Source organism: Brevibacterium antiquum CNRZ 918 (assembly GCF_900169145.1).
Taxonomy (GTDB): Bacteria; Actinomycetota; Actinomycetes; order Actinomycetales; family Brevibacteriaceae; genus Brevibacterium; species Brevibacterium koreense.
Genome location: NZ_FXZD01000006.1, coordinates 59,830 through 72,101, shown reverse-complemented (window position 1 = coordinate 72,101; position 12,272 = coordinate 59,830). Strand labels below are relative to the sequence as shown.

Annotated in this window: 11 protein-coding genes; 6 read left to right on the top strand and 5 right to left on the bottom strand. The window is 64.4% G+C overall.

What is annotated here, in order from left to right:
* The first annotated feature begins 117 nt into the window (after positions 1 to 117).
* The gene (locus BANT918_RS09840; protein ID WP_101620081.1) at positions 118 to 1,617 is read left to right on the top strand and encodes an amino acid permease; all 1,500 of its coding nucleotides are present in this window, start codon (positions 118 to 120) and stop codon (positions 1,615 to 1,617) included.
* A 130-nt stretch (positions 1,618 to 1,747) separates the two neighbouring features.
* On the opposite strand, the gene rlmB is transcribed toward BANT918_RS09840, so the two are convergent.
* Both rlmB and cysS read right to left on the bottom strand, forming a co-directional pair.
* The gene (rlmB, locus tag BANT918_RS09835) at positions 1,748 to 2,683 is read right to left on the bottom strand and encodes a 23S rRNA (guanosine(2251)-2'-O)-methyltransferase RlmB (protein WP_101620080.1); all 936 of its coding nucleotides are present in this window, start codon (positions 2,681 to 2,683) and stop codon (positions 1,748 to 1,750) included.
* A gap of 79 nt (positions 2,684 to 2,762) precedes the next feature.
* Complete coding sequence (gene cysS / locus BANT918_RS09830; RefSeq protein ID WP_101620079.1) at positions 2,763 to 4,214, bottom strand: cysteine--tRNA ligase; 1,452 nt, start codon at positions 4,212 to 4,214, stop codon at positions 2,763 to 2,765.
* A gap of 295 nt (positions 4,215 to 4,509) precedes the next feature.
* Between cysS and BANT918_RS09825 the strand changes: the two genes are divergently transcribed.
* The 5 genes from BANT918_RS09825 to BANT918_RS09805 all read left to right on the top strand — a co-directional run bounded on the left by BANT918_RS09825 (position 4,510) and on the right by BANT918_RS09805 (position 9,888).
* Positions 4,510 to 6,153, top strand: coding sequence for a sodium-dependent transporter (locus BANT918_RS09825; RefSeq protein WP_101620078.1), 1,644 nt, complete (start codon positions 4,510 to 4,512; stop codon positions 6,151 to 6,153).
* A gap of 11 nt (positions 6,154 to 6,164) precedes the next feature.
* A complete protein-coding gene (locus tag BANT918_RS09820) occupies positions 6,165 to 6,269 on the top strand; it encodes a methionine/alanine import family NSS transporter small subunit (RefSeq protein ID WP_101620077.1) in 105 nt (34 codons plus the stop codon).
* Positions 6,270 to 6,506: 237 nt separating this feature from the next.
* Positions 6,507 to 7,598, top strand: coding sequence for an S-(hydroxymethyl)mycothiol dehydrogenase (locus tag BANT918_RS09815; protein WP_101620076.1), 1,092 nt, complete (start codon positions 6,507 to 6,509; stop codon positions 7,596 to 7,598).
* A complete protein-coding gene (locus tag BANT918_RS09810) occupies positions 7,598 to 8,269 on the top strand; it encodes an MBL fold metallo-hydrolase (RefSeq protein WP_101620075.1) in 672 nt (223 codons plus the stop codon). The genes BANT918_RS09815 and BANT918_RS09810 overlap by 1 nt, the downstream gene beginning before the upstream one ends.
* Before the next feature lie 308 nt (positions 8,270 to 8,577).
* The gene (locus BANT918_RS09805; RefSeq protein WP_101620074.1) at positions 8,578 to 9,888 is read left to right on the top strand and encodes an amino acid permease; all 1,311 of its coding nucleotides are present in this window, start codon (positions 8,578 to 8,580) and stop codon (positions 9,886 to 9,888) included.
* Here the strand turns inward: BANT918_RS09805 and BANT918_RS09800 are convergent.
* The 3 genes from BANT918_RS09800 to BANT918_RS09790 all read right to left on the bottom strand — a co-directional run bounded on the left by BANT918_RS09800 (position 9,846) and on the right by BANT918_RS09790 (position 12,264).
* Entirely contained in the window at positions 9,846 to 10,589 is a 744-nt protein-coding gene (locus BANT918_RS09800) for a hypothetical protein (protein WP_145996970.1), read from the bottom strand. The genes BANT918_RS09805 and BANT918_RS09800 overlap by 43 nt on opposite strands.
* 212 nt (positions 10,590 to 10,801) lie before the next feature.
* Positions 10,802 to 11,326: a 2-C-methyl-D-erythritol 2,4-cyclodiphosphate synthase gene (gene ispF, locus BANT918_RS09795; RefSeq protein ID WP_101620072.1), complete on the bottom strand. Its 525-nt coding sequence runs from the start codon at positions 11,324 to 11,326 to the stop codon at positions 10,802 to 10,804.
* The gene (locus BANT918_RS09790; protein WP_101620071.1) at positions 11,323 to 12,264 is read right to left on the bottom strand and encodes an IspD/TarI family cytidylyltransferase; all 942 of its coding nucleotides are present in this window, start codon (positions 12,262 to 12,264) and stop codon (positions 11,323 to 11,325) included. The genes ispF and BANT918_RS09790 overlap by 4 nt, the downstream gene beginning before the upstream one ends.
* Between the last annotated feature and the right edge of the window lie 8 nt (positions 12,265 to 12,272).

The window sequence follows — 12,272 nt, the reverse complement described above, 5'->3', positions numbered from 1 at the left end:
GCAGGCGCAGCATGTAGGCGTGTGCGGCCGGCGCGTGCGGCCGGCGCAGGCGGTCGTGTGCGGCCGTTGCAGGCGGTCGCGTGCGGCCGCCATGGCTGCGCGTGGAAGAATATTCGCATGACCGCTCGAGACAACGTCACCTCTACAACAGAGCCCTCTGCAACAGCGACCGATCGGCCTCGACTGGCCAGTCAGCTGGTCCGTCGCAAGTCGATCAGCAGCATGGTCGAGGACACCCAGGACGCGTCCACCGGCGGTCTGCGCAGAACCTTCGGCGTCTTCCAGCTGACGATGATCAGTGTCGGCGCCACCTTGGGCACAGGCATCCTCGTCATCCTCGGCGAGGCCGTTCCGATCGCTGGCCCTGCCGTCTGGCTGGCCTTCATCCTGGCTGGAATCACCGCTCTGCTCTCTGCCGTCAGCTATGCGGAGATGGCGGGCATGGTTCCTGTGTCGGGGTCAAGCTATTCGTATTCCTATGCGACCCTCGGCGAAGGCGTCGCCTGGGTCTGCGGGTGGTGCCTCGTCCTCGAGTACGCGGTCTCCGTGGCTGCGGTGGCCGTCGGTGCCGCCGACTACGTCAATGAGACGCTGCGGATCTTCGGGATGTCGCTGCCGCCGTCACTGTCGGCTGGCCCCGATGGTGAAGGCGGAGTCATCAACCTCTCGGCACTCGTCGTCGTCCTCCTCGCCACGGTCCTGCTCATGCGCGGGGCCAAGGAATCCGGCATCGTCAACACGATCATCGTGTTCGTCAAGCTCGGCATCCTCATCTTCTTCGCCATCGTCGCGTTCACCGCGTTCAAGGCCGGCAACTTCGCGCCGATGCTGCCTATGGGCGCCGCCGGAGTCACCGCCGCGGCGTCGAGTGTGTTCTTCTCCTACATCGGCTTCGATGCTGCGTCGACTGCCGGTGAGGAGGCGAAGAACCCGAAACGGGACCTGCCGCGGGCGATCATCCTCTCGATGGTCATCGTCACCACCATGTACGTACTGGTGGCCGTCGCTGCAATCGGTGCCCGGCAGTGGCAGTGGTTCGAGACCTCAACCGCTCCCCTGGTCCAGATCGTCCACGAACTCACGCAGTCGAACCTCGCGGTCTTCATCTTCGCCGTCTCCGCGGTGCTCGCGATCCTGTCGGTCGTCATCACCGTCCTCTACGGACAGTCACGCATCCTGCTCACGATGTCACGCGACGGCATGGTCCCGAAGGTCTTCGGCATCGTCTCTCCGCGCACGGGCACTCCCCTGGTGGGAACCCTGGTCACAGGCGTGCTCGTGGCGATCACCGCGGCACTGATCCCGCTCGGCGAACTCGCGAATGCCACGAGTATCGGCACCTTGTTCGCCTTCTGTCTCGTCAACATCGCGGTCATCTACCTCCGCGTCAAACGCCCGGACCTACCACGCTCATTCAAGGTGCCCTTCGGCCCGACGATCCCGATCCTCGGCTCCCTGGCATGCGCGTTCCTCATGATCAACCTCGGCGGGACCACCTGGGTGGTCTTCGGCCTCTGGATGCTCGTCGGCTTCGTCGTCTACCTCACCTACAGCCGCCGCCACTCACGCGTCGGCGCACTCAGCACCAGCGACTACCGCGCCAGCATCTCACGCTAGCCACCACACCTGGCCAACTTTCCAGGCGCACTCCCAACAGCCCCCACAACTACCTGAGGGCGGCCCAGCAACCTCGCGCAAGGTTGCTGGGCCGCCCTCAGGTAGTTGTGGGGCGATGACCGCCGGCAGATCAGCCGCGGCGGGTGCGGGCGACCTCGTACAGGGAGACGGCCGCGGCGATTCCCGCGTTGAGGGACTCCGTCGTCGCAGCGATCGGGATCGAGACGACCTGGTCGCACTTGTCGGCGATGAGGCGAGAGATGCCCTTACCCTCGGAGCCGACGACGATGCACACCGGGTCGCGGCTGAAGGTCAGTTCCGGCAGCTCGACGTCTCCGTCCATGTCGAGTCCGACGACGAAGACGTTCTGCTTCTTGAGCTCGTCGATGGCACGAGCCAGGTTGACGACCTGGGCGATCTTGATGCGGGCCGCAGCACCGGCGGAGGTCTTCCACGCGGCAGCGGTCATCGACGCGGCCCGACGCTCGGGAATGATGACGCCGTGACCACCGAAGGCTGCGGCGGAACGCACGATCGCACCGAGGTTCCTGGGATCGGTGATGCCGTCGAGTGCCACGAGCAGCGGAGCCTCGGCGCGGTCGGCGGCAACCGCGAGCAGGTCACGGGGCTCGGCGTACTCATAGGGTGGGATCTGCAGGGCGATGCCCTGGTGGATCGCATCGTCGGTGAGCCGGTCAAGGTCGGGCTTGCTCGCTTCGAGCATCGAGATGCCGCGCTTGGTCGCCAGGGTGATGGCCTCCCGGACACGGTCGTCCGAGTCGATGCGTCCGGCGACGTACATCGTGGTTGCGGGAACGTCCTCACGCAGAGCTTCGAGCACCGAGTTGCGTCCGGCGACCATGTTCGGACCGTTCTCCTTCTTGCGGCGCCTGGCCTGATGGGCGCTCGACGCCTTCTTGGCCGCTGCCGACTTATGTGCCTTGTGATAGACACGGTCCTCGGCTTTGGGCGTGGGGCCCCTGCCTTGGAGGCTGCGCTTGTTCTTGCCGCCGGAGCCCTTGGTCGGGCCCTTCTTCGAGCCGCCGGCGCGTGGGTTGGAAGCCATGTGAATCCTTAAGAGTCGTAGGTGGTCACGAACCGAAGTTCGTCACCGGGAGAGATTTCCTGAGAAGAGTGCAGTGGGGTCAACTGTCTTTGACGTGGTAGCGGTAACCGTCGGCCGTGTCCTCGATGACGATTCCGGCGGAGGCCAGATTGTCGCGGATCGCATCGGCGGTGGCGAAGTCCTTCTCCGCCTTCGCCTCAGCTCTTTGTGCGGCGAGCGCATCGACGAGGGAATCCAGCGCCGATTCCACCGTCGCATTCGCTCCCGACTGAGCCCACGCCTCGGCGCTGGGATTGACTCCCAGGATATCGAGCATCAGCTCCACCTCGGCGACGATCTGTCTGAGTATGTTCCGGTCCTGGCCGGAGTCGAGGAGTTTCGCACCCTCTGTGACCTTCGCGAAGACCACGGACAGTGCGCGGGGCACGCCGAGGTCGTCGTCGAGGGCGGCTGCGAACTCCGCGGGCACGTCGACGCTGCGACCGCGGTAGGAGTCGCTGACATCGGGCAGTGCCGGCGCCTCGTCTCGAAGTGCCTGCCGAGCTCGCTGGAGAAAGTTCGCCAAACGGTCGAGCGAGGCGGTCTGCCGGTCCATGGCCTCGGGTGAGAACTCGAGGATCGACCGGTAGCTGGCACCGGTGAGGAAATACCGCACAGCCAGCGGGCTGTAACGGTGGAAGAGCTCGGAGGCGAAGACCGAGTTGCCCAGTGACTTCGACATCTTGTCCCCGCCCACGTTGAGCAGGCCCGAATGCATCCAGATGTTGGCGAACCGGTCACCAGCCGCGCGCGACTGGGCCAGCTCGTTCTCATGATGGGGGAAACGCAGATCCAGTCCGCCTCCGTGGATGTCGAAATTCTCGCCGAGGTACTTCGTCGACATGGCCGAGCATTCGATGTGCCAGCCCGGTCGGCCGCGACCCCAGGGAGCCGGCCACGAAGCGGTGTCGGGCTCGCCGGGCTTGTGCGCCTTCCACAGAGCAAAGTCCCTGGCGTCCTTCTTCCCCCGCATATCCGCATCGTTGGCGGGCTCCATATCATCGAGGCGCTGGTTGGTCAGCTCCCCGTAGTCCGCCCAAGAGGTGGCCGCGAAGTACACATCACCGCTGCCGTCGAGAGCCTGGTAGGCATAGCCTGCGTCGAGGAGTCGATCGATGAGCTCGATCATCTCCGTGATGTGCCCGGTGGCGCGGGGTTCGTAGCTGGGAGGCAGCACATCGAGGGCGGCGTAGGCCTGGGTGAAGGCCCGCTCGTATGTGAAGGCATGGGTGAACCAGGGCCGGCCCTCCTCGGCGGACTTCGACAGGATCTTGTCGTCGATGTCCGTGACGTTGCGGACCAGAGTGACGCTGTAGCCGCGGTACATCAGCCAGCGACGAAGCTGGTCGAAGACCGAGGCGGAGCGCAGGTGGCCGATGTGGGGCTCGCCCTGCACAGTGGCACCACAGACATAGATGCCCACGTGCCCGGCATTGACGGGGCGCAGTTCGTCGGTCGTGCGGCTGGCGGTGTTGTACAGAGCGATAGTCACATATTCAAGTCTACCGGGGACAGGCGGGGTGTTGCCGCCTGAGCGGAGAGCATGACCAGCGGGCGACTATGAGGTGTCCAACATTTGATATGTGATTGTAACTCAGATCACGTGATACGTGGCACATTTCACAGAGAACTCCCAGTATGCTGGTGGTCGGTCAACGAATCCGCGTCCGCACCGCCCCTGACGGGACCCCTCGGAAGCGGTACGCTAGCTTGCCGACTGCACGGTCACAGCAGACTGCCCCATCGGCAACAACCTCACAACAACGTGGTTGGACAGAAAGGACATCATGTCTCCCACCAAAGCACCCCAGAGGGAGGTCTTCGCCACCCGCGGCGCGTTCATCTTCGCAGCCATCGGTTCGGCAGTGGGCCTCGGCAATATCTGGCGCTTCCCATACGTCGCCTATGAGAACGGCGGCGGCGCATTCCTCATTCCGTATCTGGTTGCACTGCTGACAGCGGGCATCCCGCTGCTGTTCTTCACGTACGCGCTGGGTCACCGCACCCGTGCGGCAGCACCCTTGGCCTACCGCACCCTCAGCCGTGGTGCGGAGCCGATCGGCTGGTTCAAGACCGGCATCGCCTTCGTCATCGGCGTCTACTACGCCGCCATCATCGCTTGGGCTGCCTGCTTCATGGTCTTCTCCCTCAAACAGTCATGGGGAGACGACGCGGAGGGTTTCTTCTTCGGCGAATACCTCAAGATGGGCGACCCCGGAGTGTCCTTCGAGTTCGTGCCCGGGGTGCTCATTCCGGTCATCCTGGTCTGGGTCGTCGCCATCGGCATCCTGGTCCTCGGAGTGCAGAACGGCATCGCCGGCTTCTCGAAGATCTTCATTCCACTGCTCGTGGTCGTCTTCCTCATCCTCGTCATCCGGTCCCTGTTCCTGCCTGGCGCAGCCGATGGGCTGAACGCACTCTTCACTCCGAGCTTCGACGCGCTGACGGATCCGAAGGTGTGGATCGCCGCCTATGGTCAGATCTTCTTCTCACTGTCGATCTGCTTCGGCATCATGATCACCTACGCTTCCTACCTGAAGAAGAAGACGAACCTGACCGGGTCCGGCTTGGTCGTCGGCTTCTCGAACTCCGCGTTCGAGATCCTGGCGGGCATCGGCGTCTTCGCAGCTCTCGGCTTCATGGCCGCGGCACAGGGCGTCGAGGTCGGCGATGTCGCCTCCAGCGGCATCGGGCTGGCCTTCGTTGCCTTCCCGACGCTGATCTCGCAGATGCCCGGCGGAGCGTTCTTCGGCGTCGCTTTCTTCGCCTGCCTCGTCTTCGCGGGACTCACCTCGCTGATCTCGATCGTTCAGGTCCCGATCCAGGCTCTGCGCGAGAAGTTCGGCTGGGGCAACAAGTTCTCGATCTTCATCGTCGGCGGCGCTATGGCCATCGTCTCGATCGTCCTGATGACCACGGTCACCGGTCTCTACGTTCTCGACACCATGGATGCTTGGGCGAACAACCTCGGGATCGTCGGCGCAGCTGTCGTCGCCTTGCTTGTCGTCGGCTGGGTGCTGAAGGGCGATCTGGGCAAGCTGCCCATCCTGCGCGACCACCTCAATGCAGTCTCCAGCTTCAAGGTCAATAAGCTGTGGCTTGCCTGCGTCGGCCTGATCACTCCGGTGCTGCTCGTCTACATGCTGGTTCAGCAGATCATCACCTTTGCCACGGAGGGCTACGAAGACTATCCGGCAGGTCTCACCGGGGTCTTCGGGTGGGGCATGATCGGTCTGCTCGCCGTGCTCGCCTTCGCACTGACTCTGATCAGGTGGCCACAGTCGTCGATCGACGCCACGGAGGCCGCCATCGCCGATTCCGTCGCTGAAGAGAACAAACGCAATGCGGCCGGGAGCGGTTCTGGCCCAGCTGTCAGCAAGAAATCAGGCGGACGTGCCGGCAAAGGCCTTCTGACCACTGAAGAGAAATGAGGAGTCCGAAAATGGGTACATCAGCCATTGTCATGATGATCATCGCCATGGTCACCGTCTGGGGCGGCCTCGGCGCCGCGATCATCCACCTGCGCAAACACCCCGACCAGGAGTGACCTGAGCCTCTGAGCCAACGATCGACGGCCGGCAGTTCCGCTTCAGCGGAGCCGCCGGCCGTCGTCGTTCCCACCCTCGCCGAGGCGGTTCCCCGATTGTGCTGTCCGTCCAGAACCCGGGCACACTGGTCGCGAAGGCTCTGCCTGGTTAGGGTGGGGGTTGAACGAACTCATCGTCTGGCGCAATGGGCCTCGGCCCACGCCCAGAGCACAACGCCCAGAGCACTAGGAGACGCTATGCCACAGACCGTCAAAGGTGTCATTGCCCGCAGCAAGGGGGCACCGGTCGAACTCACCGACATCGTCATTCCCGATCCGGGCCCCGGCGAGGTCATCGTCGATGTGAAGTCGTGTGGCGTCTGCCACACGGACTTCCAGTATCGCGAGGGCGGAATCAGCGATGACTATCCGTTCCTGCTCGGCCACGAATCTGCAGGCACGGTCTCAGAGATCGGAGAAGGCGTCACCGACGTCGAGGTGGGCGATTTCGTCATCCTCAACTGGCGCGCGATCTGCGGCGAATGCCGGGCCTGCAAACGCGGTGAGCCCTGGTACTGCTTCGACACCCACAACGCCTCACAGAAGATGACTCTGCCCGACGGCACCGAGCTCGAGGCGGCGCTGGGCATCGGCTCCTTCGCGGAGAAGACCCTGGTCGCGGCCGGACAGTGCACGAAGGTCCCCGAGGCTGACCCAGCTGTCGTGGGCCTGCTGGGCTGCGGCGTGATGGCCGGAATCGGCGCCGCGATCAACACCGGCGAGGTCACCCGCGGCAAGTCTGTGGCCGTCATCGGCTGCGGCGGAGTCGGCTGCGCGGCCATTGCCGGTTCTGCCCTGGCGGGCGCAGGAACGATCATCGCCCTCGACATCGATGACACGAAGCTGGAGTGGGCGAAGGATCTCGGTGCCACTCATACGATCAATACTCGCGGCAAGAGCGAGGACGAGGTTGTCGCAGCCATCCAGGAACTGACCGGTGGGTTCGGCGTCGATGTCGCCATCGACGCTGTGGGACGTCCCGAGACCTGGCGTCAGGCCTTCTACGGCCGTGATCTTGCGGGCACCGTGGTACTCGTGGGCGTGCCGACTCCGGAGATGGAGTTGAGCGTGCCGCTGCTCGACGTCTTCGGTCGTGGAGGCCGCCTGAAGTCCTCCTGGTACGGCGACTGCCTGCCCGAGCGGGACTTCCCGATGCTCGTCGACCTCTATCAGCAGGGACGCGTTCCATTGGAGAAGTTCGTCTCCGAGCGAATCGGACTCGGCGACGTCGAGAAGGCATTCGAGAAGATGAGCCAAGGCAAGGTACTGCGATCGGTGGTGGAGTTCTGATGACGGCAATCGAGCACCTGGTCACGTCCGGAACGTTCTCGCTCGATGGCGGAACCTGGGACGTCGACAACAACGTCTGGATCATCGGCGACGATTCCGAAGTCATCGTCATCGATCCCGCGCATGACGTCAACGCCATCGCGGAGAAGGTCGGGTCGCGTGAGGTCAAGGCGATTCTGCTGACCCACGGTCATGACGACCACGTCGGAGTCGTCCGCGACTTCGCCCACCGGGTGGGCAACCCGCCCGTCCACCTCAACCCCGAGGACCACGTTCTGTGGGACATGACCTACGACAGCTATCGCCCCGACGCGGAGATCTCCAACGGCGACACCTGGACCGTCGGCGGGGTGAGGGTCAAAGCCCTGCACACGCCCGGACACTCCCCCGGTTCGACCTGCTTCTTCATCGAAACCGGGCTGCCGGTGCCCGCCTCAGCGGGAGCGGGCCGAGCAGTCGGCCCCGTGCTGTTCTCCGGAGACACACTCTTCCACGGCGGCCCGGGGGCCACCGGCCGTTCGTACTCGAGCTTCGAGACGATCATCGAGTCGATCAGGACCGTTCTGTTCAAGCTCCCCGATGCCACCGTCGTCCTCACCGGACACGGTGAGCCGACATCGATCGGTGCCGAAGCGCCGTCGCTGGAGGATTGGATCAAACGCGGAGAGTGAGACTCTCACACCGCTGATTCGCCGAGGTGGCCACCACCTCAACCGCCAAACGGTGCCCTGAGGCACCGAGGCGTCCACTCGGCGCGGATCAGATTGAGATGCCGTGGTCGCGGATCTGCGACCACGGCATCTCTTCGTCTCCGCCACTCTGTCGTCAGGACGCACCATGCTGTCCCGGGATCGAGGTCGGGCGCTAGACTCATCTGGTGCCTGAATCTCCATCACCGCAGTCCCCTGTACACGCAGACCTATCGTCAGATTCATTGACATCTGATTCGTCGCGGGGCGGGGCCGGCCTCAAGGTCGGAATGAAACCCCGCCATCTGGTCATGATGAGCCTCGGCTCGGCGATCGGAGCCGGCCTGTTCGTGGGCTCAGGTGCCGGTGTCCAAGCTGCAGGTCCCGCCGTTCTCATCTCCTATGTGGTCGCCGGACTCATCGTCATCTTCGTCATGCGGGCCCTCGGAGAGCTCGTGGCGGCCGACCCGAACCCGGGGGCCTTCTCCCACTACGCTGGGCGAGCCATGGGTCCTGCCGCCGCATTCGCCGTCGGCGCCCTCTGGTGGGTCCAGCTCTGCCTAGTCGTTGCCGCAGAGGCCACTGCCGCCGCACAGATCGCGGTCAGCTACGTCCCGTCGATCCCGCAATGGGTCATCGCACTGGCCATCATGGTCATCTTCACCGCGATCAACCTCACCACCTCGGGCAGCTTCGGAGAATTCGAATTCTGGTTCTCTCTCATCAAGGTCGCCTTCGTGACCCTGTTCCTCGTCCTCGGGGCCGCATACCTGTTCGGCTGGACTCCCGCAGAACCACCGGCGGCGGTCTTCACCGACGGATTCATGCCCACTGGCCTCCCCGGTGTCGCCGCTGGCCTTCTCGTCGTGGCGTTCGCCTTCGGCGGCATCGAGATCGTGGCAGTCGCCGCGGCCGAGACCGCGAATCCGAGCCGCAGCGTGACGCAGGCGATCAAAACCATCGTGTGGCGCATCCTGTTCCTCTACATCGGTTCTGTCGCAATCATCGTCCTCGTCCTCGATTGGAAAGACGAACGGCTGAGCGAATCGCCCTTCGTCGCTGTCCTCGACACTGCCGGTCTCCCAGCCGTCGCCTCGCTCCTGGCCGCGGTCATCGTCATCGCCCTGCTGTCATCGATGAATGCCAACATCTACGGTGCCTCCAGAATGGCGTTCTCCATGTCCGAGCGGAAGATGCTGCCGGCAGGACTGGGTCGCACGACCAAACGCGGCGTTCCGATGGCAGCGGTGCTGGCCACCTCGGCGTTCGGTTTCGTGGCGGTGGCACTGAATTACTTCTGGGCCGCCGAGGTGCTCGGAATACTGCTCAACGTCGTCGGGTCGACGCTCATCGTCACCTGGGTCGTGACGCTGGTGTCCCAGATCATCATCCGGCGCCGCGCCGAGGCCGCCGGTGACGAACTGCCGTTGAGGATGTGGCTCTTCCCCTGGCTGTCCTATGCGACGCTGGCGGGCATCGCCATGATCATCGTCCTCGGCCTGACTGTGGAGTCCGTGCGCATCCAGATACTCGGCACTCTGGTCTTCACCGCGGCGCTCTACGGGATCGGCTGCCTGGTCACGCGCAAGCGCAAGATCTGAGCCAGTTCGCGCAGCGCCGACGACTGCGCCACGGCAGGCGTGGGTGCCTGTGATCGGCCCGTCGCGGGGACTCGTTCGGCTTCTCGTCTGATCCATCCGTCGAGCATGTCGAGTGTCTGGCCCTCGTGACGGGCGAAGTGTCGGCCAGCGTACTCACCGACGTCGATGGGCACGAATCGTTCCAATGCGTCGAGGACGAGTCCGGCGCCTCGGGCCGACAGCGGCATCCGGACACCAGTGACGGCGTGCACAGCTTCCGCGGCGGCCTGCGTGGGTCGTCGCAGGTGTGTCCTCAGATCCGCCCAGTTCCCCTCACGAACACTCAGCTGCGCGACATAGGGAATGAAGACCGCCGGCGGAGCGGAGACCAGGATGGCCGGAACACCGACGATGAGGCCACCGAGCATGCGCCGCAGTCCTCGTACGGTCTCCCGGGGGCCGCTGGCCATGAACACAGGCATCCCGGGTGGGCGCCAGTAGCTGACGCTGCGGCCCGCCGTCCTCTCGGACAGGAGTGCGGGCGAGAAGACGAGGATCTCGGATTCAGGGAACAGTGACACCGCAATGTCGCGGTCCCCGTCGACCTGGCTGGTGATCGCGATGATGCCCGGACAAGTCGCGACAATCGATGCGGCAACTCCCTCGTCGAGGTCGCCCGGCCGTGTCGTCAGCACCAAGAGGTCCCATGATTCCGAACTCACCGCAGCCCAATCGACCACGGGCACCCGGCGCACTGGACCCCCCCCCGAAGGAGCGCACCTGTCGTGGGTATGCGGCATCTCGCGGCGGCACCTCAGCTGGGGTCGAACTCACCGACCGTGAGACCACCACCGTTTCGTGCCGTCGACCGAACAGCGCGGCACCTGCGATGCCGATCGCTCCCCCGCCTTGGAACACGACCTTCACGGGAAGATCAGTGCGGTGTCGGTGCTGCCACCGACGCCTCGTCGCGCGCAATGGGATAGACAAGAGCATTCGCGATGGCCGCGACTCCTTCGCCGCGTCCTGTCAGACCGAGCGCATCGGTCGTTGTCCCGGACACAGAGACGTCGGCGCCAGCTGCCTGGGACAGCACCTGTTGGGCGTCGATCCGCCTGGTGCCGATCTTCGGACGGTTGCCGATGACCTGGACACAGACATTGCCGATCTCGAAACCCGCCGCGCGGACCTGATGTGCCGCCTCGGCGAGGAGAACGGCTCCGGAGGCACCCGCGAACTCAGGCCGGTCGACGCCGAAATGCTGACCGAGATCACCGATCCCCGCGGCGGAGAACAGCGCATCACAGCACGCATGGGCGGCAACATCAGAATCGGAGTGGCCGTCGAGCCCACGTTCGCCGGGCCATTTCAATCCCGCAACCCAGAGCTCACGCTCGGGATCGTCGGAGTAGGCGTGCACGTCGACTCCGATGCCGGTGCGCGGAATCACCATGGTCATCGTCGCTGCCCGCTTTCGCTCGTTGCGTCCCTCATCGAGTCGTCCGCCGTCCCATCCCGCTGCTTCGTGTCCCTCGCCGTCCCATCCCGCTGCTTCGCGATGTGCTCACCGAGCACGAGGTCGAGCGGGTAGGTGATCTTCAGTGCTTCCTCGTCACCGTCGACAGCGACAATATCGACACCGAGGCGCTCGACGAGTCCCGCGTCATCCGTGGCTCCGAGGCCCCCAGGCCATGAGGTGGCCTGGTCATGGTCGTATTTCTCGTGTGCCCGGCGCAGAGTGGCTGCGGCGAATCCCTGTGGAGTCTGAACCCGGCGGAGGCGCGAACGGTCTAGATCACCGTGGAGGACCCCAACGGTCGGAAACTCCGGGTCGCTGTCGGCGCCTGATTCGACCACGCTCTGCCGACCGTTTGAGTCCGGTCGCGGCAGAGGAACCGGGGGTACGTCGGCCGCGGTGGGACGGTCATCCAAGCTCACCGCGGGACGGCTCTGCGCGCGGCGCACCGTGTCGGTCATCGGCAAGACAGGAACGACCGCCTCGGCACCGGCGCGGACAGCCGCAGCCACACGACGGAAGACGTCGGACGGTGTCAATGCGCGGGCGGCATCGTGGACCAGAACAATGTCTGCGTCACCTGCATATTTCAAGGCCGATTGCACGGATTCGATTCGATCATCTCCGCCTGCTACAACTGTGATTCGAATGCCCGAAATACTGGCTTCCGAATCCTTAAGCCCCGATTCTGAGATGATATCGATTTCGCTGCGGGCACGCGTTAAAAACTCCTCGGGAGCGGCAACCACAATTGAAGAAGCCACTCCCGAGGAGATGATCGCCTCAAGACTGCGAGCCAGAAGGCTCTTCCCGTTCAGCCGAACGAGGGCCTTCGGGTCTGCACTGCCCAAACGCGATCCCGACCCCGCAGCCGGAACGATGACGCAGA

Bases quoted from the DNA above. Each gene is read 5' to 3' on its own strand.
- BANT918_RS09820 (WP_101620077.1), top strand. From the start codon at position 6,165: ATGGGTACATCAGCCATTGTCATGATGATCATCGCCATGGTCACCGTC.
- BANT918_RS09805 (WP_101620074.1), top strand. From the start codon at position 8,578: ATGAAACCCCGCCATCTGGTCATGATGAGCCTCGGCTCGGCGATCGGA.
- BANT918_RS09840 (WP_101620081.1), top strand. From the start codon at position 118: ATGACCGCTCGAGACAACGTCACCTCTACAACAGAGCCCTCTGCAACA.
- rlmB (WP_101620080.1), bottom strand. From the start codon at position 2,683: ATGGCTTCCAACCCACGCGCCGGCGGCTCGAAGAAGGGCCCGACCAAG.
- BANT918_RS09815 (WP_101620076.1), top strand. From the start codon at position 6,507: ATGCCACAGACCGTCAAAGGTGTCATTGCCCGCAGCAAGGGGGCACCG.
- BANT918_RS09825 (WP_101620078.1), top strand. From the start codon at position 4,510: ATGTCTCCCACCAAAGCACCCCAGAGGGAGGTCTTCGCCACCCGCGGC.
- BANT918_RS09810 (WP_101620075.1), top strand. From the start codon at position 7,598: ATGACGGCAATCGAGCACCTGGTCACGTCCGGAACGTTCTCGCTCGAT.
- ispF (WP_101620072.1), bottom strand. From the start codon at position 11,326: ATGACCATGGTGATTCCGCGCACCGGCATCGGAGTCGACGTGCACGCC.